Annotated in this window: 17 protein-coding genes and 3 pseudogenes; 10 read left to right on the top strand and 10 right to left on the bottom strand. The window is 59.7% G+C overall.

Annotated elements, in window-relative coordinates; genetic code table 11:
• Positions 1-209: 209 nt before the first annotated feature.
• The 3 genes and pseudogenes from C449_RS04815 (at position 210) to C449_RS04805 (ending at position 3,066) form a co-directional block, all read left to right on the top strand.
• Entirely contained in the window at positions 210-548 is a 339-nt protein-coding gene (locus C449_RS04815) for a hypothetical protein (protein ID WP_006076831.1), read from the top strand.
• Positions 549-718: 170 nt separating this feature from the next.
• A pseudogene (locus C449_RS18965) lies at positions 719-814 on the top strand (pentapeptide repeat-containing protein); the annotation flags it as partial.
• 1,115 nt (positions 815-1,929) lie between these two features.
• Positions 1,930-3,066 carry a permease gene (locus tag C449_RS04805; protein ID WP_006076829.1) on the top strand — a complete coding sequence of 379 codons (1,137 nt, stop codon included), beginning with the start codon at positions 1,930-1,932 and terminating at the stop codon, positions 3,064-3,066.
• Between the two features lie 196 nt (positions 3,067-3,262).
• On the opposite strand, the gene C449_RS17400 is transcribed toward C449_RS04805, so the two are convergent.
• The 7 genes from C449_RS17400 to C449_RS04770 form a co-directional block, all read right to left on the bottom strand.
• The gene (locus C449_RS17400; protein ID WP_080504894.1) at positions 3,263-3,802 is read right to left on the bottom strand and encodes a DUF63 family protein; all 540 of its coding nucleotides are present in this window, start codon (positions 3,800-3,802) and stop codon (positions 3,263-3,265) included.
• A gap of 48 nt (positions 3,803-3,850) precedes the next feature.
• The gene (locus tag C449_RS04795; RefSeq protein ID WP_006076827.1) at positions 3,851-4,513 is read right to left on the bottom strand and encodes a class I SAM-dependent methyltransferase; all 663 of its coding nucleotides are present in this window, start codon (positions 4,511-4,513) and stop codon (positions 3,851-3,853) included.
• Positions 4,510-6,456 (bottom strand): copper-translocating P-type ATPase, encoded by a 1,947-nt coding sequence (locus tag C449_RS04790; RefSeq protein ID WP_049913918.1) that lies wholly within the window; start codon positions 6,454-6,456, stop codon positions 4,510-4,512. Before C449_RS04790 ends, C449_RS04795 begins: the two co-directional genes overlap by 4 nt.
• Before the next feature lie 155 nt (positions 6,457-6,611).
• Complete coding sequence (locus C449_RS04785; protein WP_049913892.1) at positions 6,612-8,129, bottom strand: multicopper oxidase family protein; 1,518 nt, start codon at positions 8,127-8,129, stop codon at positions 6,612-6,614.
• Positions 8,130-8,141: 12 nt separating this feature from the next.
• Positions 8,142-8,477: an SHOCT domain-containing protein gene (locus C449_RS04780; RefSeq protein ID WP_006076824.1), complete on the bottom strand. Its 336-nt coding sequence runs from the start codon at positions 8,475-8,477 to the stop codon at positions 8,142-8,144.
• A 4-nt stretch (positions 8,478-8,481) separates the two neighbouring features.
• The gene (locus C449_RS04775) at positions 8,482-8,877 is read right to left on the bottom strand and encodes a DUF302 domain-containing protein (protein WP_006076823.1); all 396 of its coding nucleotides are present in this window, start codon (positions 8,875-8,877) and stop codon (positions 8,482-8,484) included.
• Between the two features lie 82 nt (positions 8,878-8,959).
• Positions 8,960-9,154 carry a CopZ family metallochaperone gene (locus tag C449_RS04770; protein WP_006076822.1) on the bottom strand — a complete coding sequence of 65 codons (195 nt, stop codon included), beginning with the start codon at positions 9,152-9,154 and terminating at the stop codon, positions 8,960-8,962.
• A 133-nt stretch (positions 9,155-9,287) separates the two neighbouring features.
• Here C449_RS04770 and C449_RS04765 point away from each other — a divergent pair, with 133 nt between their 5' ends.
• Positions 9,288-9,884: an AsnC family transcriptional regulator gene (locus tag C449_RS04765; RefSeq protein WP_006076821.1), complete on the top strand. Its 597-nt coding sequence runs from the start codon at positions 9,288-9,290 to the stop codon at positions 9,882-9,884.
• A 105-nt stretch (positions 9,885-9,989) separates the two neighbouring features.
• Positions 9,990-12,617 (top strand): heavy metal translocating P-type ATPase, encoded by a 2,628-nt coding sequence (locus C449_RS04760; protein ID WP_006076820.1) that lies wholly within the window; start codon positions 9,990-9,992, stop codon positions 12,615-12,617.
• A 290-nt stretch (positions 12,618-12,907) separates the two neighbouring features.
• On the opposite strand, the pseudogene C449_RS17395 reads toward C449_RS04760, so the two are convergent.
• A pseudogene (locus C449_RS17395) lies at positions 12,908-13,123 on the bottom strand (zinc ribbon domain-containing protein); the annotation flags it as partial.
• On the opposite strand from C449_RS17395, the pseudogene C449_RS04750 reads away from it, so the two are divergent.
• Both C449_RS04750 and C449_RS04745 read left to right on the top strand, forming a co-directional pair.
• Positions 13,116-13,577: pseudogene (locus C449_RS04750) on the top strand (DRTGG domain-containing protein); the annotation flags it as partial. The pseudogenes C449_RS17395 and C449_RS04750 sit on opposite strands and share 8 nt — an antisense overlap.
• A 128-nt stretch (positions 13,578-13,705) precedes the next feature.
• Positions 13,706-14,254, top strand: a complete 549-nt coding sequence (locus tag C449_RS04745; protein WP_006076817.1) for a GNAT family N-acetyltransferase — start codon at positions 13,706-13,708, stop codon at positions 14,252-14,254.
• 119 nt (positions 14,255-14,373) lie between these two features.
• On the opposite strand, the gene C449_RS04740 is transcribed toward C449_RS04745, so the two are convergent.
• Positions 14,374-14,823 (bottom strand): hypothetical protein, encoded by a 450-nt coding sequence (locus tag C449_RS04740; RefSeq protein ID WP_006076816.1) that lies wholly within the window; start codon positions 14,821-14,823, stop codon positions 14,374-14,376.
• A 123-nt stretch (positions 14,824-14,946) separates the two neighbouring features.
• Between C449_RS04740 and C449_RS04735 the strand changes: the two genes are divergently transcribed.
• Both C449_RS04735 and C449_RS18585 read left to right on the top strand, forming a co-directional pair.
• Entirely contained in the window at positions 14,947-16,029 is a 1,083-nt protein-coding gene (locus C449_RS04735) for a DoxX family protein (protein WP_049913917.1), read from the top strand.
• A gap of 255 nt (positions 16,030-16,284) precedes the next feature.
• Positions 16,285-16,491 (top strand): hypothetical protein, encoded by a 207-nt coding sequence (locus C449_RS18585; RefSeq protein WP_006076814.1) that lies wholly within the window; start codon positions 16,285-16,287, stop codon positions 16,489-16,491.
• A gap of 252 nt (positions 16,492-16,743) precedes the next feature.
• Here the strand turns inward: C449_RS18585 and C449_RS04725 are convergent, their stop codons facing one another.
• A complete protein-coding gene (locus tag C449_RS04725) occupies positions 16,744-17,298 on the bottom strand; it encodes a winged helix-turn-helix domain-containing protein (RefSeq protein ID WP_006076813.1) in 555 nt (184 codons plus the stop codon).
• 133 nt (positions 17,299-17,431) lie between these two features.
• Between C449_RS04725 and C449_RS04720 the strand changes: the two genes are divergently transcribed.
• A partial coding sequence (locus tag C449_RS04720) for a heavy metal translocating P-type ATPase (protein ID WP_006076812.1) occupies positions 17,432-19,392 on the top strand: 1,961 nt, incomplete at its 3' end.

The following is a 19,392-nucleotide window of genomic DNA, read 5'->3' as shown; positions in this document are numbered from 1 at the left end:
TTGTAAGGTCACGGCAAACCGTCATGAATCGTCGGCTGAGCCTTGAACGTGCCATTTCTCGGTGAGCGAACTCGTTCTTCCTCGTTTCAAGGGTTCGTTGTCACGACTGTCGGACGAAATCCCTCCGAAGTAGTCGAGATCAGCGCGTGAGAAACCGAACATCGTTACCCAGAAACGCGAAAAAGGAGCCGGCCATCATCTGAAGTGCAATGGCAGTCCAACAGATCGGTCTGAGCGACGAGATGGAAGAGTGCGTAGATACCTGTATCGAGGCCGCAGAGGTCTGTGAGTGGTGTGCCGACGAGTGTGCGGGCCACGGCGAGGACATGGCCGAGTGTCTCCGCTTGTGCCGAGACGTTGCCGACCTCGCGTCGCTATGTGCGCGGCTGTGTACTCGTGACTCCGCGTTCAACTCCCAGGTCGCGGAGGCCTGTGCTGACGCCTGTGAGGCGTGTGCTGAGGAGTGCGAACAGCACGATCACGACCACTGTCAGGCCTGTGCGGAGATCCTGCCCCGCTGTGCGGAGAGCTGCCGGAACATGGCCTGAGTACGGCCCAGCGACTTCAAAATCACCCTCGGTACGGGGCAAAGAAGCATCCACGCCCTGATTTTCGGTACTCGAACAATGGCGCATAGAGAGTGTCCATTGGTCGAACCAAGCCGAAACGGTAGACCTAGCCGACGAGTTGGTCATCACAAGCCACTCGTCTCGCTGACGCTACGCTCATCGGTGCCGATCTTTCGCACGCACGTTTCGAGGAAGCCGATCTCTCAGGTGTGGATCTTTCGGATCATGTGGTGGCGATCGGATGACCACCTGAGGGTGTTGAGGAGATCAATCCAGCGAAGCGACTGGCCGCTTCGCTGGAACAGTTTTGATGGCGTCTCCGAGCTGATTGGTGCAGATCGAGTCATCGGGATTTCGGGACAGTCCATTGGTTGCTGACGATCCGCTATCGTGACTATCTGGCCGGATCGGCTCGCTTCGTTTTCGCGTGTCGTCGATAAGCCTCGTAGAGCGCAGGAACCCCCAGCGGGAACGCCAGTATGCCCCAGGCGGCCAGCCCATACGTCGCCCGCGGCGAATCTCGGTAGGCAAGATAGGCCGCTCCAATACCGAAAAGCCCGATTGCGTATGCCAGATTGCTCCAGAGCGGGACGTACGACGAGCAGTACCCCCAACACACGAGCGTGTACGAGGGCGCGTTCCATGTCGCGGGATCGAGTTTCGGCCAGAAAAATCGACAGTACGTCGTCAGCGCCAGCATGGTGGTCACAGGGAGAGCCATTAGCCACCCACTCGCCGAGAACCGAGCATCCGACTCATATCGGTGATACGCACGCAAAATCACGAGAGGGAGCGAAAAGACGACCAGCCACAACCCGACGGTGTACGTGACTGGCCAGTGTTCGATCCGCGGTTGCGTGTACGACAATCGAAGCGATTCTGGTAGCGATGCCCATGGAAACGATGGATCGGGAACGGGATTGGTCAGGAACGCCACCCCCATCAACGCACTCCCGGCGAGCAACGCATACAGGCCGTATTCAGAAGTGCGGGCCAGCCAGCGAGGAAGTGGCCCACTGCCAGAGTCTGACCGTTCGGAGAAGCGTCGAACGAGAGGGGACAGGCTGCTCCCGGCCATATCAGCCAGTACGTCCTCGCCATCTATTTCAGTTCGCCTTTTAGAACCAAGGTGAGACTGAGAATTCGCTCATGAATCCATCTCATTCAGGTCGGTGATTTCTGAACTAGGTGTTACTGTTCTCTGCGAAAGACTATTGAACTAACTGGGGGTGAGGTGCCTATTGGGATCATTTCCTTCGGTTTGATGCGATGGATTACCTTTGAAAGACCAATATTAGTGGCTGCGGACCTTTGGGTCGTTAGCGAAAAACCACGTAAACGGGACACTCCTTGTTCAACCATGGCGATTCAACAGGGCCTGATCGAGTCGGGACGATTCCTCATCGAGATGGTGTGGATCACGTGGTGGCCCATCGTCCTCGGATTCACCATCTCGGGGGCGATACAGGCGTTCGTCAGCCAAGAGCGAATGGGCGACATGATCGGCGGTGACAGCTGGCGCGAGATCGGTCTCGCCTCTGGCTTCGGGTTCATCTCTTCGAGTTGTTCGTTCGGCGCGGTCGCCACGGCGAAATCCCTGTTCAAAAAAGGGGCGTCGGCTGCCACCTCGCTCGCGGCCTACGAGTTCGCCAGCACGAACCTCGTCATCGAGATCGGCATCGTCATCTGGATCGTCCTCAGTCCGACGTTCATGGTGGCCGACTTCGTCGGCGGAGCCCTGCTCATCGTCCTGCTCGCGGGCGCGTTCAAGTACCTCGTGCCCGAGAGCTGGATCGAGGACGCCCGCGAACACGTTCGGAACCTCGATGACGACGAAGGTGGTCACGGAATGGACGAAGACTGGGTGCAGAACCACTCGTGGAAGGAGAAGCTGCTCACGCTCCGTGGCTGGCGGAAGGCCTCGAAGAACGCTATCGGCGAGTGGCAGATGCTTTGGAAGGAACTCGTCGCTGGCTTCATCATTGCGGCGCTGATCAAGGGATTCGTCCCGGAGTCGGCATGGCAGCAGCTGTTCTCGATATTCCCCGAGGGAACGGTCGGCTGGATCGTCTTCGGTGTCGTCATCGGGGCCGTTATCGGCGTACTCACGTTCGTCTGCTCGGTGTCGAACGTCCCCTTCGCGCTGGTGCTCTGGCAGGGCGGCATCCCCTTCGGCGGCGTCCTCTCATACATCTTCGCCGACCTCATCGTCCCACACATTGTCGATATGTACCGGAAGTTCTACGGCTGGCGGATGGCCGCGACCATGTTCGTTCTCTTCTTCGCGGCGGCGGCCGTCGCCGGGGTGGTCATCCACGCCGTGTGGGCCGGAGCTGGGCTGATCCCCGCACGCGGGGCGGTCGGCGGAACCAAACCCGGATGGTACACTACCATCTTGAACGTCGTCTTCAGCGGCGTGTTCCTCGTTCAGGCGTACTTCATGTACTTCGAGGAACGCGGCGGTGGCATCGCCGGCGTCGTTCCGGGTGCTAACTGAGGGAGTAGCGATGTCCGAGAACGATTCAAACGCGACCGAGTTCGACTGTTCGTCCTCTCCCCTCGAACGCTATCTCTGGGTACCCCGGCGTGTCGGGCGCTCGCTCAAGCGACTCGTTGGGAGAGACGACTCGTAAGCGCCTGACCGGGATGCGTCTTTGAAACAGGCATCCTGTAGCCAGTGAACCGGCAGTCGGTCACCCTAGCGTGTAGAGGATGAGATTCCGCACTCCCGGAAGGAGCCCCACAAGCCCTGCTCCGAGAAAGAGGAGCCGAGTACCGAGTGGTGTCGTTTCGCTATCGGTAGCGACCAACCAGACCAGGCCCGTCGCGAGAACCATCTTGACGATAACGAAGAGCCACCCGACGCCGATCAGTGATGCGGTGGGCAGTATCGCGGCGAGTTCCAAGACGGCACGGGAGAGCGGAACCTGTTCGGTCACGGAGAGAACGTCGACGCCAACCGCCGTCGAAACGGCGTCGACTGCTTGACCGAACACGACGAAGAGCCCCATCCAGCCAGCTTGTGTAGAGACCGACGGCGAGACGCGACGGATCGCCAGCCAGACCATGATCGTGAGCGCAATCGCTCCGAAAACACTGATCGCAGGCCACAGAACGTGGATATGGTCGACGTCTCCCAAAAGCGAGGGTAAACAGAGGAGTCCACCCGCAGATACCGCCGCACCTGTAGCGAATCGGGTTGCTACCTGCGTGCGAACGGCGTTTTGGCTCATAATGGAGCACCTTTCGGGCGTTCGGTAATCAAGGTCTGTTGCATCACTCTATTCGGGAGTGCCCTTCTGTGTCGGTTTTCGTGCGGTAGCGATGAAAATCGTTCCACCGTTGAACTCGGTTACTCTCGTTGTTCCGAATCGGGAGTCGAGCGCATCCAGGATGTTTTCTTCAGGAAACCAGTTCGTTGTCCATCTCGAAAGTGGAACCATCACGGGATTGAGCAACGTCCACGGGAACTCCTGGAACGGACGCGCGTCGAGGACGACTATTCGACCGCCGGGTCGCAACGCACGGTGCGCCGCGTTGAGCGTGCTCTTCGGATCGGGCATTGCACTCAGCGACATCGAGGCATAGACAGCGTCGAACGTAGCATCTTCGACACCGGGCTTGGTCGCATCGCCACGGACGACGTGTACGTTGTTCCAGTCTCCGTCGCAAATCCGCGCTTGAGCACGTTCGGTCATCCCGGTACTGTAGTCGATTCCGACGACCCGTCCCCCATCGCCAACTCGTGTTCGAAGTGCCTCGAAGGAGTTGCCTGGGCCACAGCCGAGCTCCAACACTTGTTCGCCAGCGTCAAGCGAGAGGGCCTCTATTGCCCGATTCCGGAATTCGGATTCACGGCCGAGAAAGGCGATGACGTAGAGGACGTCGAACAGGCTCTGGTGACGGCTCCACCAGTCGTAGATCGGTTGCCCTCGGCTGCTCATGACAGGTCGACTCCGCGGAGTCGGCGTGCGTTGATGGCGACGATAATAGTAGACAACGACATGAGCACCGCCCCGACCGCGGGCGAAAGCAGGATACCGATCGGCGCGAGCACCCCGGCGGCGAGCGGAAGTGCGAAGACGTTGTAGCCGGTCGCCCACACGAGGTTTTCCTGCATCTTCCGGTAGCTCGCTTTTGAAAGTCGAACGAGGCGCATCACGTCGAGCGGGTTGTTCTCGACGAGAATGATGTCACCCGACTCGATGGCGACATCGGTACCTGACCCGATGGCGATACCGACGTCGGCCCGCGTCAACGCGGGTGCATCGTTGACTCCATCGCCGACCATCGCGACCAGCTTTCCCTCCTCTTGCAATTGCGTGACCATCTGGTCTTTCTCCTCGGGAAGCACCTCGGCGAAGTACTGGTCGATGTCCAGCTCTTTGGAGACCGCGGACGCAACGTCCTCGGAATCGCCGGTGATCATTGCCACCTCGATATCCATGTCGTGGAGTGCGCGGATCGTTTGGTGGCTCTCCTCACGGATGACGTCCGCGAGTGCGAACGCGGCGACTACGTCGGTTTCCTCGCGGACGAGGTAGATGACCGTCTGCGCGTTCGCGCCGGCTTCTTCGGCGAACGACGTGATGGATTCGGACCGCTCGATGCCGAATTTTCTGAGGAGGTTCGGCCCGCCGAGATGCACAGTTGTCCCATCCACGGTAGCGCGGACGCCGAGACCACGGAGGTTCTCGAACTCCGAGACACGTGGACGGTCGACGTCGCGTTCGTCGGCCGCATTCCGAATGGCACGGGCAATCATGTGTTCGGAGTCGCCCTCGACGGCAGCAGCCACCCCGAATGCTCTCTCATCGCTCCACTCGTCGGCCGTCTCGACGCCAACGACGCCCTGCTCGCCTTTGGTGAGCGTCCCAGTTTTATCGAACATCACCGTGTCGAGATTCCGGGCTTCCTCCATGGCGATGCGGTCCCGGATGAGCATACCGTTCTCCGCCGCGGTCGAGGTGTTGATGGCGACCACGAGTGGGACTGCGAGCCCAAGCGCGTGCGGACACGCGATGACGAGGACGGTGACCACGCGTTCGAGGACAGTGATATTGAACCCGGTTGCAACCACCCAGCCGACCAGCGTGAGAGCCGCAACACCCAACGCGACATAGAACAGCCAGCCCGCCGCCTGGTCGGCGAGCAACTGTGTTCTGGATTTCGACTGCTGAGCTTCATCGACGAGACGCATGATACCCGCTAGCGTCGTCTCCTCGCCCGTCGTGGTCACTCGCACACGGAGGCTGCCGTCCTGGTTGACCGTCCCGGCGACGACCTCGCTACCAGGATCTTTGTCGACCGAACGGGATTCGCCGGTGATCATCGACTCGTCGACCGACGATTCGCCCTCGACTACCTCGCCGTCGGCGGGGACGCTCGCACCCGGACGGACGAGCACGACGTCGTCCTCGGTCAACTCATCAATCGGGACTTCCTCGGTGTCACCGCTGTCGGTGACCCGCTCTGCGGTGTCGGGCATGAGTTTTGCGAGCTCGTCGAGCGCGCCCGAGGCCTGCCGGACCGAACGCATCTCCATCCAGTGACCCAACAGCATGATGTCGATCAGCGTCACCAACTCCCAGAAGAACGGCGTCGTTCCCGGTAGGACGAGGCTCGCCAGCGAGTAGACGAACGCGACGGTGATCGCCAGCGAGATGAGCATCATCATGCCCGGCTCGCGGTTTTCGACCTCCGTGCGGGCCATCGAGAGGAACGGCACGCCGCCATACGCGAAGACGACCACCGCAAGAACCGGCGTCACCCACTCGCTGCCGGGAAACGTCGGTGCAGTGTAGTTGAAAACGTCTTGAATGAACTCGCTGAAGACGATGACCGGAATCGAGAGAACGAGCGATATCCAGAACCGCCGGCGGAACATCTGCTCGTGGCCCGAATGATCGGTCTGGGCGATGTCGCTGCCGCTATCGCTCCGGTGAGCCGGCGGTGTGTCGGTGGTCTCGTTTTCGTGCTCTCGTCCGGCCTTGTCGCGTGTCGAATGTTCGCTCATTGGTAGTGTGGTGTCCTGTTTCGTGCTCAGTCGGCGTATTCGATGATACGTGCCATGCCGCCGTCGAGGTGATAGATATTGTGACAGTGAAATAGCCATTCACCGGGATTGTCCGCGAGGAAGTCAATCGTTACGCGGCCAATGTGGCCCGGCACCATCACCGTGTCTTTGAACGCGTCGCCGACGCGGAAGAAGTGTCCATGAAGATGCATCGGGTGGACCACCGGGCTTCGATTGCGCATCCGCAGTCGGACGTGCTCGCCGGCGCTGACCTGTAGCGGGTCCGCATCGGGAAATCGCTGGCCATCGATGAGCCACGTTCCCGGATCGCGACCCGCCGAGAGGGTGACGTCGAACGTCCGGTCCGGTGACCCCTGTAGTCCTTCGGTGGATTCGACCGCGCGCAGATCGCCGTACTCGAGTTGGCTGCCATCGAACGACGGCCCGCGCGGGTCGCCAGTAGTGCCCTCGTATCGTAGCGTCACGCTCGCCGGCGACTCGTCGCCATCGACTGATTGGGCCTCGATGGCCCACACTCCGGGGTTGGTCGCTTCGACGACCGCATCATACCGTTCGCCGGGACCGAAGGCGAACGAGTCGGTCGCCACGGGTTCGACCGGTCGGCCATCGGCGTGGGTGATGTTCAGTGGATGGCCGCCAACGCCGACACCGAAGGTCGTTGCGCCGCTGGCGTTGATGAACCGAACGCGGAGTCGCTCGCCCTTCTCGACGGTGAATTCCGGCGGGTTCGAAGGGAGACGGCCGTTCGCAAGTAGTCCCGCGTAGTCCGGACGCGAGGCCGCACTCATCCCACCGCCCATCTGATTTCGGCCCATCCCGTCACCACTCATTCCGCCACCACTCATTCCGCCACCACCCATCCCGTCTCCACCCCCTGTGCTCCATTTGGATTCCGGCCGCGGGGCACTCGTCAGATGATCGTTGAACAGTACGACGATATCGCGGTCGAATGCGACGTGCGGTGATTCCTCTTCGACGATGAGCGGGCCGATGAGATGGCGGTCGAGTTGGAGACCGACGTGACTGTGATAGAAATACGTCCCGGCCGGGGCTGCCTCGAACGTGTAGGTAAACGACCCGTCGGGTTCGACAGGCGCTTGCGTAACGTTCGGCACGCCGTCCATCGGATTGGCGAGCGGGACGCCATGCCAGTGTATCGTCGTCGGGTCGGGAAGCCGATTCGTAAGATCAACCCGAAGCACGTCGCTCTCGGCAACCCGCAGCTCCGGTCCGGGCGTCCGCCCGTTGTAGAGCCATGTAGGATTCGAATCTCCGTCGCCGGCCGGCGAAATCGGGCCGGTCCTGGCGGTGAGCGCTCGCTGCTGGTCGGCGTCTTTCGGGACGGCCGATGATTGAGCGGTTGCCGTTACGTTGGACGGTTCGGTGGTTGGAGCCGATCCCGAGGCAGCCATTGTAGTGGACGAGTCGCCAGTCGATGGGAGCGAAGACGAACAGCCGGCAAGCATGCCGAATGACGCAGTGGTGGCTGCGAGCAACTGTCGCCGGGAGAGGGTAGGTATCATGAGGGACGAAAATCAATCGCGTTCGAGGGTTTGACGGCGCGTTTCGAACTCCTCGTCGGATAGGTCGCCGCGTGCGTAGGCGCTCCGAAGTTCCTCCAGCGCAGGATCACGCGAGTCGGTGTGGCCGGTCACGCGACGGACGAGGAGATAGCCGGCCCCGAGAACCACGAGGAGCACGGCGAGCGGCACCAGAAACCCGACGAGTCCGATGTTTCCACTTGCGCCGTAGCCGTACATTCCGCCCATCATCGGCATTGCGAACCCCATCATGAGCATCGGGCTCAAAACGAGGATTGCGAGACCGATCAGCAGAACCGTCGCAAGATCCGCCCGAGTGGAGTTGGCCATCGCCTTATGCCCCCTCGCCGACGGTTTCGAGGACGCGTTCGAAACGCTCGTGGACCTCCTCGGCGATGGAATCGAGCGCGGGATTGTCGGTAATGCCGACGAGCCGTCCGGGGTCGACCGCGCTCACGGTGACGCCGTCGTCGGATTCGTAGACGATCACGTTACACGGCAAGAGCGCACCCAGTTCAGGTTCCTCGTCGAGACCCTCGTGGGCGAGCTGGGGGTTGCACGCGCCAAGAATGCGGTACTGTCGGGTGTCGACGTCGAGTTTCTGTTTGAGCGTCTCACGGACGTCGATATCGCTGAGGACGCCGAATCCCTCGTCTTCAAGTGCATCAGTCGTGGCGGTCACTACCTCGTCGAACGGTTCGTCGGCAGTCGTGGTGAGTGTGTACGTCATGGGTTTGGTTATGTATAGTAGTGCGATTTTGCACTATGTTGTCCTTTAGATTTCTTTTGTGTGGTGGAGTAGGGTGGAGTCTTCACACCGAGGCTTCGTAGCCCGCGTCTTCGACCGCTCGAACGAGGGCGGCGCTATCAGGGTCGCCCTCGATTGTCGCGTGTTCCGCCTCGTGATCCGCACGGGCATCAGAGACGCCGGGGACGCTCTGGAGTGCCTCCTCGACAGTCTGTTCGCAGTGCTCGCAGCTCATTCCTTCGACTGTGATCGTCGTCATACAGGTGATTCTATGCCCGCCTGATTTATTCCGATTTCTGCTTCGATAGTGGTGATTTGGCGGTCCGGAAGCTGTTGATTCCAAAGTGGATGTTCGGAAGTGCATTTAGTGGTTGGTGCCCTCATCACAGTATATGCGCGATCTCGACGAAACGGACCTCGAAATCCTCGAACTGTTGATGAGTGATGCCCGTCGACCATGGAGCGAAATCGCTGAGGTAGTCGATCTCTCGCCACCGGCCGTCTCGGAGCGCGTCAAGCGACTTCAGGAAATAGGCGTCATCCGTCGCTTTACGATCGACGTCGATCGGTCACAACTTCATGAGGGTGTTCCCGTCCTCGTGAGGCTCACAGTAGAACCGGATCGGTTCGAATCCGTTCGTGAAGCTCTCCTGGATGCCGAAGCGATTGAGTTCATGTTCACGACCGCGGAACACGATCTCCTCTGCTACGCACTCGTCGTTGATGGCGACGTCCCAACATGGCTTGCGGAGATACTCGACCTACGAAGCATCAAAAAATACGACGTACAACTTCTGACGGGCGTCGAATGGACGCCGACGCTCGGTGAAACGGAGTTCGCGCTGACGTGTGCCGAGTGCGGCAACACCGTCACCCGTGAGGGAACCGCCGCGCGTATCGGTGAAGAACTCTACCAGTTCTGCTGTCCCTCCTGTGAAGCCCGCTTCGAAGAACAATTCGACCGGATGGAAGAGGGAGCAGCAGGATAGATCGAAGTCCACCACATTCACTTTCGAACCACAAATCTGCTTGGGGTGGAATCCTGAGTATCATAAGAGCAAGTGCATTGAATGAGGGTCCCGTAGTTACTGGTGATGAGTCACCGCAAAACACAACTCGACATCCAGGGCATGAGTTGTGCAAACTGCTCACAGACCATAACTCAGGCCCTCACCGACCTCGACGGGGTGAGCGAGGCGAACATCAACTTCGCCACCGACGAGGGGACCGTCGAGTACGACTCGGAAGAGACGACGCTCGGGGAAATTTACACGGCGATCGACGATGCCGGGTACAGCGCGATGAGCACGTCGGTCTCTATCGGCATCACCGACATGACGTGTTCGAACTGCGCTGAGACCAACGAGACGGCACTCGAAGACATCCCTGGAGTGATCTCGGCGGAGGTCAACTACGCAACCGACGAGGCGAACGTCGAGTACAACCCCGCCGAAACTTCTCGTGAACAGCTCTACGAGGCAATCGAGAGCGCCGGCTACTCACCCGTACGCGACGACGGGAGCGGAAACTCCGAGCAGGACCAGCGCGACGCCGCACGGAACGAAGAGATCCGCCACCAACTCCGGCTGACGCTGTTCGGCGCGGCGCTCTCACTTCCGCTACTTGCGTTTCTCGTTGAGAAGTTCATCTTGGGCGGCGGGGCACTCCCCGAGACGATTTTCGGCATCGAGTTCGGCTGGGTAGAGTTCGCGCTCGCAACGCCCGTACAGGCCGTCCTCGGCTGGCCGTTCTACAAGAACTCGTACAAGGCGCTAGTGAAAAACCGCTCGGCGAACATGGACGTGCTGATCGCGCTTGGCTCGACTACAGCCTATCTCTATTCGGTCGTGGTCCTGTTGGGCCTACTCGCGGGCGGGCTGTACTTCGATACCGCCGCGTTGATCCTCGTGTTCATCACGCTCGGTAACTACCTCGAAGCCCGCTCGAAGGGACAGGCCGGAGAGGCGCTCCAGCAACTGCTGGAGATGGAAGCCGATACCGCGACTGTCGTCGATGACGAGGGTAACGAGGAGGAGATCCCCCTCGACGAAGTCGACGTCGGCGACCGGATGAAGGTCCGTCCGGGCGAGCAGATCCCGACCGATGGCACTGTCGTCGACGGGCAAAGCGCGGTCGACGAATCGATGGTCACCGGCGAATCCGTCCCGGTCGAGAAAGAAGAGGGTGACGAGGTGGTTGGCTCAACCATCAACGAAAACGGCGTCTTGGTAGTGGAAGCGACGAAAGTTGGGTCCGACACCGCGATCCAGCAGATCGTTCAGACTGTCAAGGAGGCCCAGTCACGCCAGCCCGACATCCAGAATCTCGCCGACCGGATCTCGGCGTATTTCGTCCCGATCGTCATTGTGAACGCGCTGCTCTGGGGCGTCGTCTGGTATCTGTTCCCCGAAGCACTCGCCGGGTTCGTCGGGGCACTACCGCTCTGGGGACTCGTCGCGGGCGGTCCAGCAGTTGCCGGCGGCACGGTCTCGGTCTTCGAGTTCGCGGTAGTGGTCTTCGCGTCGGCAGTCCTGATTGCGTGTCCGTGCGCGCTCGGGCTCGCTACGCCAGCGGCGACGATGGTCGGTACCTCGATCGGTGCCCAGACGGGTGTCCTGTTCAAGGGCGGTGACATCCTCGAACGCGCGAAGGACGTCGATACGGTCGTGTTCGACAAGACGGGGACGCTCACCGAAGGTGAAATGGAACTGACCGACGTCGTCCCGCTTGGCGGAACTCGTACAACAACCGACGGCGGTACTGAAACAGCAGCCGACGGCGGCGCACAGGCGCTCGAAGACCGATCTGAGCCCGAGAGCGAGGCAGAAAGCGACGAAGAGACGGTTCTCAGGGCCGCGGCAAGTGCCGAGTCTGGAAGCGAGCACCCGCTCGCACAAGCGATCGTCGACGGTGCTGAAGAACGTGGCATCGACCTCGCCGACCCCGAAGACTTCGAGAACGTGCCCGGTCACGGCGTTCGCGCGACGGTCGACGGCGAGGAGGTACTCGTCGGCAATCGCAAGCTCATGCGTGACAACGATATCGATCCTTCGGCTGCCGAAGACGAACTCGAACGGCTCGAAGGCGAGGGCAAGACCGCGATGTTGGTCGCGCGCGGCGATACCCTCCTCGGTCTCGTCGCCGATGCCGACACGGTCAAAGAGAGCGCCAAAGAGGCTGTAGCGGCGCTCCACGAACGGGATCTCGCGGTCCACATGATCACTGGTGACAACGAGCGCACGGCTGAAGCGGTCGCCGAAGAGGTCGGCATCGACCCCGAAAACGTCCGTGCGGAGGTCCTCCCCGAGGACAAATCCGACGCACTCGACGACATCCAGCAGGATGGAACGAAGGCGATGATGGTCGGCGATGGTGTGAACGACGCACCGGCGCTCGCAACCGCCCACGTGGGCACCGCCATCGGCTCGGGCACCGACGTGGCCATCGAGGCCGCCGACGTCACGCTGATGCGCGACGACCCCCTCAACGTGGTCAAGGCCATCCGCATCAGTGACGGGACGCTCCAGAAGATCAAACAGAACCTCTTCTGGGCGCTCGGCTACAACACGGCGATGATTCCACTCGCCTCCTTAGGGTTGCTCCAGCCGGTGCTAGCCGCAGCAGCGATGGCGTTTTCGAGCGTGTCGGTGCTGTCGAACAGCCTTCTGTTCCGTCGGTACACTCCCGACCACGACTACAAGCTGCTCGGATTCCTCCGCTAACAAAGTGGGGACTTTCTCTCTATGACCAATCTTACACGTCAAGTGGTACGGGCATACTTGGAGCAACAAGCAGACAGTGAGCCAACCTATTTTAAGGCTCATGAAATCGCGGATGACATTGGCGAAACGCCGCAGGCGGTAGCCCAACACCTACAGCGACTCCAAACCGAACTAACCGGGATGACACTCGAACAGTGGGGCCACTCGAAGAATATCACGTGGCTAGTGCAGAAGGAAGCTGAGTAAGCTACCACGGCCTGAAGGCCGTGGCATTTAGCATGGACTCCCACTCAAACCGAAACAGTCGGTGCGGATGTAAGCCCGCTCGTGTTCACCATCTCGCTATTCAAGCGCACGCCTACGGGTGCGCCTCCCTCGGCTCCGGTTTGGCTCCGAAGGAGTTTCAGACCGATGTTCTTCGCCGCGTTGTAGTCCGCGTGGTTCTCGTAGCCGCACGACTGGCACGCGAAGCTCTCGCGGTCGCGGTTCGCTTCGACGGTGAATCCACGGACGAAAGAGCTCGCCGGCGTCTCGATCGCCGATTTCGCGGCGGAGCTCGGTGCGGAGATCGCGACCGACGCACCCACGGACACGTACATCGAACGGCTGTCGGTCGGCGCGATGGGGGCGGACGCGGCCCTCCGGCATTTCAGACGGACGAAAGATGCAGTGCTCATCACGGGCGGTGACCGCTCGGATATCCACTCGGTTGCGCTCGAAGCGCCGGGAATCAAATGCCTCTGTCTGACTGGCGGGTTCCGACCGTCGTCTGCGGTACTCGGGAAGGCCGAGGAGCGTGGCATCCCGATCCTGCTCGCGCAATCGGATACGCTCACCATCATTGAGCGTGCCGAGGAGATCGTCCACGCCGGACGGACGCGAGATGAGGTAACCGTCGAGCGAATGCGTGAGCTACTGACCGACCATGCTGACCTGCACGAGATGCTTGGTCACGAATAAATACAGGCCATAACGATGATACACGCTCTCTCAGGCCCTCAACCGATTGCGGCGCTCGTCTACCACGGTGAAAACGTTCTCGGGAACAAGAGTGGTAGGGTTGGAAAATCGGCTCACCGATAACAACGATGTACAGCGGCTACTATCCTCCACCAGCAAGTTCCGCGGCAATCTCACATCCTCCGGTCTCGTTCGTCGATCAAATCGGTCGTGAAATCGACCTCCGGGTCTACGGCGACGGCCCGGTCGAAAACGAGTTCGAGGCACTCGTCGAGATGTACCTCGATTTCGACCCGGCACACCGAACGTTAGGGATTCCACCCGGAGAGGAGAGTCGCATACGAGCGTGGCTCGAAAAACTGCTCGACGGATACTGCGTCGTCGCCTGGGAGGGAGACAGAGTCGCCGGCCAAGCGGTCCTCGCCGAAGACCGTTCGGGGAGCTACGAACTGGCGATATTTCTCCATCAGGACTATCACCGCGCATGGATCGGGACCTACATGATGTGGTCGCTCTTTAGTTACGGGAGACAACAGGGCGTCGAGCGGGTCTGGCTGCTCGTCGAGCGGGAGAATAGAATAGCCGTAAATCTCTATCATGACGTCGGGTTCGTCGTCACGGAAGCCCGAGGTTCCGATGTAGAGATGTCGATCAACTTGTCGCCGATGTCAAATTGACGCCAACACATGTGGATGGAACGGCTGTTTCGAGCACTTCCGCCCTAGAGAAGGTTGAGGTCAACGTGCTTTTTGAGCTATGAGATATTGGATGGGATTTCTGGACGCTCAAAGCTCTGTCAGTCAGCGTGGCGGACGATATAGACATCGTACCCTGGATCCTTTGAAACGGGAGTGCCGACACTGGTAACTGGCGATGTAACGCGACCGGCGTTCTCGCTCCCGACGAACACGACGGACGCGTCGATCTCGTGGGCGACCTGCCGTATCGTCCGACTGATGTCCATCTCGGTTGAGGCGAGCGAACTCATTTCCTCGGTCGCTTCGATCCGAACGGTCACGTCGGGTGCGACCTCGTTGACGGCCGTCTCCAATTCGCTGCCGACGCGCTCGGGATCAAACGCTTCGTCAGAGGTGATCCAACCGCGATTGCGGGCGAACACCTCGTCTGGTGGGACGACGATGAGCGTGAGCAGGTCTTCGTTGGTTCTTCCCCGAACCCGCGGGCGCGAACCAGCGCCGTCCTCGCAAGCTCCGAACCGTCGAACGGAACCAGTAGCATACGCCATCCCACGCTCAGTCGTAGTATAAGCTTTGGCAGCGTATAATTCGATATCGGAGGAACCGCGTCTCAGACTGTCGATGAATCGATAATACATTATTTGAGAGTGGAGAGAGAACGGACGACTACCATGAGCAGGCAACCGATTAGTGCGACGCTCGCTGGTGTTGGGCTGCTCGGAGCGAGCGGAACCGCCAGCGCCCACGTGAAATACGTCACACCGGGCGGCGATTCGATAGCGGCAATGGACTTTCTCGTCGAGGCCCTCTCGGACCCGTTCAACCTGCTCGTGCTGGGTGTCAGTGCGGGGAGTCTCGTCGTCGCCCTTGCCCTCTACCTTCGGTTTCAGCCGGTTACCCGCGACATTGAGAGCCTCCGGGAAGCGCTCGTCGAGTACCACGACCTCCTGCCGTGGTTGCTCCGCCTGAGCATCGGCTTGCCCCTCGTCGGTGCGGGCTTCTCCGGGTATTTCTTTTCGCCTGTGTTTCGCCCAGCAGCTTCGACGTTCGTTCGACTGTTCGGCATCACAGTCGGGTTCCTGCTTCTGTTTGGACTGGCGACGCGGGCCGTTGCCGCTCTCGGTCTGAGCGCGTATGTGATCGGTCTCGTGTCGAATCCCAGTCTCCTGCTCGCATTCGAGTACCTCCCTGGCTTCATCGCTATCGTTCTCCTCGGGGGCGGGCGTCCAAGTGCTGACCACGTCATTGCGAAGATGGCTGCCGATGAACGGACGAACTACTCGCGTATCGACCCGTTCTACCGCGCCGTCGCCCTCCCCTTCGAGTCGTGGGTGAAGCCGTATGTGCAGTTCGTCCCGACGGTGACCCGCGTCGGCCTCGGTCTGGCGTTCATCTATCTCGGCCTGACACAGAAGCTGCTGAGTCCGGGCACTGCTCTCGCTGTCGTGGCTAAATATCACCTGACGGAGGTCGTACCTGTCGCGCCTGAATTATGGGTTCTTGGGGCTGGACTCGTCGAGATGCTGGTCGGGGTCATGCTCATCGCCGGGGCATTCACACGGCTGTTCTCCGGGGTCGCCATCCTCCTGTTCACGACGACGCTGTTTGGACTGCCGGACGACCCGGTACTCGCTCACATCTCTCTGTTCGGGCTCGTATCAGCTCTCATCATCACTGGAGCCGGCCCGTTCGCGTTCGACACAATACGACATGGAGCTGAAAGCGAAGCCCCTCCCTCCATCGTCGGGGAGTAAGTACCATCATTCTGGAGTCAGGCAGGTAGTTTGATCATGCACGAGCAACAGTGGAACAATCTCGGTCTAAATTGCGTAGGAGACTGTGCATGATGAATCGACCTAGCTGACCTCTGCGTAGATCGTATTGTAGAGAAATTAACGTATCCTTTCTGATCGTCAGACAAACGGCACGTACAGAGGTTGAACGTATCACTGGCAGGCGTAGCGGCAGAGGGTCGGAATGCTTTCGGTGATTCGTTAACAACCAGAAATATGGCAACAACCGTTGAGACTCCGGAAACAGACGAGACGTGTGCATACTGTGGTTCGCGTATCTTCGACCACGACCCCATCTGTGTACGCGACTGCACCGCCGATTGTGGCTCACCTCACTACTTCTGCAACTACGCGTGCCTGTCGGCGTATATCAACGAAAACGAACTGACCTACGGCGACGCCTGCGAGTGGTCGCCAGAGTAGCACTCGTTTCCACTGGGGTCTCCTCCATTGAAAACTCCGCAGAACGACTTCCTGGTCGATTCGCTATATTCTGCTCTGAAATCGATTCCGTGAGAATCGTTTTATGATACCCTCGGTCTGTTTCTCCTTCGTTGTCAGGCTCCTTATTGAACCTCTCTCATTATCCGTAATCTTTCTTCTTCTTGGATATTCGGTGGGACGACATGGGGCATCGATCCTTCCTGATTTCTTCGTTCTCGGTCGAGCACTTCCTCAAATCGATGAACTTAGCAACGCATCAAGATCGCCGTCTTCGCTCAATTCAGTCAGTGCACGGTTCACTAGCTCCCGGACGATGAACTCCTCGTAGTGTTGGGTTTCGCAGTACTCACAGGGCTTCATTTCGCTCGCAGCCGCTTCGATCTCCTCGCCATGATCAGCGTACAGTTGTTCGATTAGTTCGGTCATCCCTTTCCGGGCCGTTCCTCCGGCATCGTTGAGGGTCGTTTCGGCGCTTTCGGGGAGTTCGTAAGAGAACACTCGGGTGTTCGATTTGTAGAACTTCTGTGTCCCCCCGCCGGCCTCTTCGAGCCGCGACAGCTGGACCATCCCAGCGTCTTTGAGCACGTTCACGTGGTGACGGACAGTCGTCTTTGCTTTCTCCTCGCCACGCCGTTCGAGTTCCGTGTTGATCGCTTCGATGGTCATCTCCTCGTCGGCGAGCATATCGAGGATTTTCGCGCGGACATCGTTTTCGAGCGCCTTCGCTTTTTCCGGGCCAGTTGTGATAACGTCGGTGATTGGGACCTCGGTTTCGAGGAGACTCATTGTATGCTGTGTTGATATGGGCGCTATCGAATTAAGATTACCGGCACAAATTCGATAGTGATAGCACGCAGATAAAGCAGCTACAATGAGAGTGATAATGGTCAAGTGGCTCCGCAGCCAAGAGGTGCCTACAATGACGACTCAGCAAGCACAGTACAACGTCGGCGGGATGAGCTGTTCATTCTGCGCCGAAACCATCACCAAGGCGTATGACCGGACCGACGGCGTCGAGGACGTCGACGTCAGTCTCGCTCACGAGGAAGTGCTTGTCCAGTACGACGACGACCAGTTGGGAGACGCCGAACTCAAGGATACGCTCCGCGATCTCGGCTACACGATCCGAGATCCGAACAAGGAGAAACGTTTCGAAGAACAGCAGGAAGAACTCGACCAGGGCAAGCGCCAACTGCTTATCAGCGGGATTGCGTCTCTCCTTGCCCTCGGGTTGATGGGCCTGATGGTCGTTCGGAACGGCTGGAACATCTTCGCTGAGACCGATCAGCAGTGGATGTGGTACGGCTCGCTCGCGCTCGCGCTGGGCACGATGTTCTGGCCGGGACTCTATATCAAAAAGAAAGCGTACAACAGCCTCAAGCGAGGCATCTTCAACCAGCACGTCCTGCTCGAAGCCGGTGCGTTCGCTGGTCTCACCGGCGGGTTCCTCGGCTGGTTCGTGTTCCCGTCGTTCCCAGTCGTCCACTTTTTCATCGTCTCGACGTTCATCACTACCTACCACATTCTCTCGGAGTATACAAGTCTCATCGTCCGCACACGGGCTTCACGCGCAGTCCAGGACTTGATGGACCTTCAGCCCGATACGGCACGCCGCGTCACCGAGGACGGTGAGGTCGAAGATGTCGAAGTCGATGAACTCGATGTCGGTGACAACGTGCGCGTCAAGCCCGGCGAAAATATCCCCATCGATGGGGAGGTCATCGATGGCGAGAGTGCTGTCGATGAAAGCGTTGCGACCGGCGAGTCCGCTCCGGTTGACAAGCAACCCGGCGACGAAGTGATCGGCGGCAGCGTCAACGAAACGGGGACGCTGCTGATCGAGGTGACTGCGACCGGCGAGGACGCTTTCCTCAACCAAGTTGCCCAGCAGATCGAGGAGGCACGGGCGATGAAGCCGGGTATCATCCAACTCGCTGATAAAATCCTGAAATACTTTGTGCCGGGCGTACTCTCGATTGCAGCCGCCGCGTTCCTCTTCTGGGTGATCATCCCGGCGGCTTTCCCCGGCACGATCCTTGGAAGCGGCCCACAGCTCCAGACCGCAGCCTACGCAGCCCTCGCCGCACTCGTCCTTGGATATCCGTGCGCCCTCGGGATGGCAACGCCGCTCGCGCTGATTCGTGGTGGTGGCGAAGCCGCCAGAAACGGGATTCTGATGCGGAGCGGTGATGCGTTCCAAGTCTACCGCGATGTCGACACGGTCGTGCTCGACAAAACGGGGACGATCACGCAGGGCGAACCCGCCGTCAATACGGTCGTCGGGATCGGTGAACACCCCGAGGTCGATGTCCGCCGAACGGCGGCAAGCGCGGAGGCGTTCTCGGAACATCCGCTCGCCGACGCAATCCTCGATCATGCCGATGAGCTGGATCTGGGCTTCTCCGATCCTGCCGAGTTCGATTCGGTGACAGGCAAGGGCGTTACTGCTACGGTCGATGGTGACGACGTGCTCGTCGGTAAGCCCGGTTGGCTCACCGACGAAGGCGTGGATCTGAGCGACGGTGAGAACGTGGTTGAAGACCTCCAAGATCGCGGTCTCACCACTATTGGCGTCGTCGTTAATGGTGAGCTGGTTGGGGTCGTCGGGATCGGCGACGAAATCAAAGACGACGCTACTGCCACCATTCAGCGGATCAAAGACGCTGGAATCGATCCGGTGATGATTACGGGCGATAACGAGCGGACGGCCCAGACCGTCGCCGGTGAGGTGGGTATTGACCGCATGATGGCCGAGGTACTCCCGGATGACAAGCGCGAAGAGATTCGTCGACTTCAGGACGAGCAAAACGAGCGTGTTGCGATGGTTGGAGATGGTATCAACGACGCGCCCGCGCTCACGCCTGTCTCTTATACACATCT

Origin of the sequence: Halococcus saccharolyticus DSM 5350 (assembly GCF_000336915.1) — an archaeon.
Lineage (GTDB): Archaea > Halobacteriota > Halobacteria > Halobacteriales > Halococcaceae > Halococcus > Halococcus saccharolyticus.
Note: the sequence above shows the minus strand (reverse complement) of the source record. Positions and strands in the feature narration are given on the sequence as shown.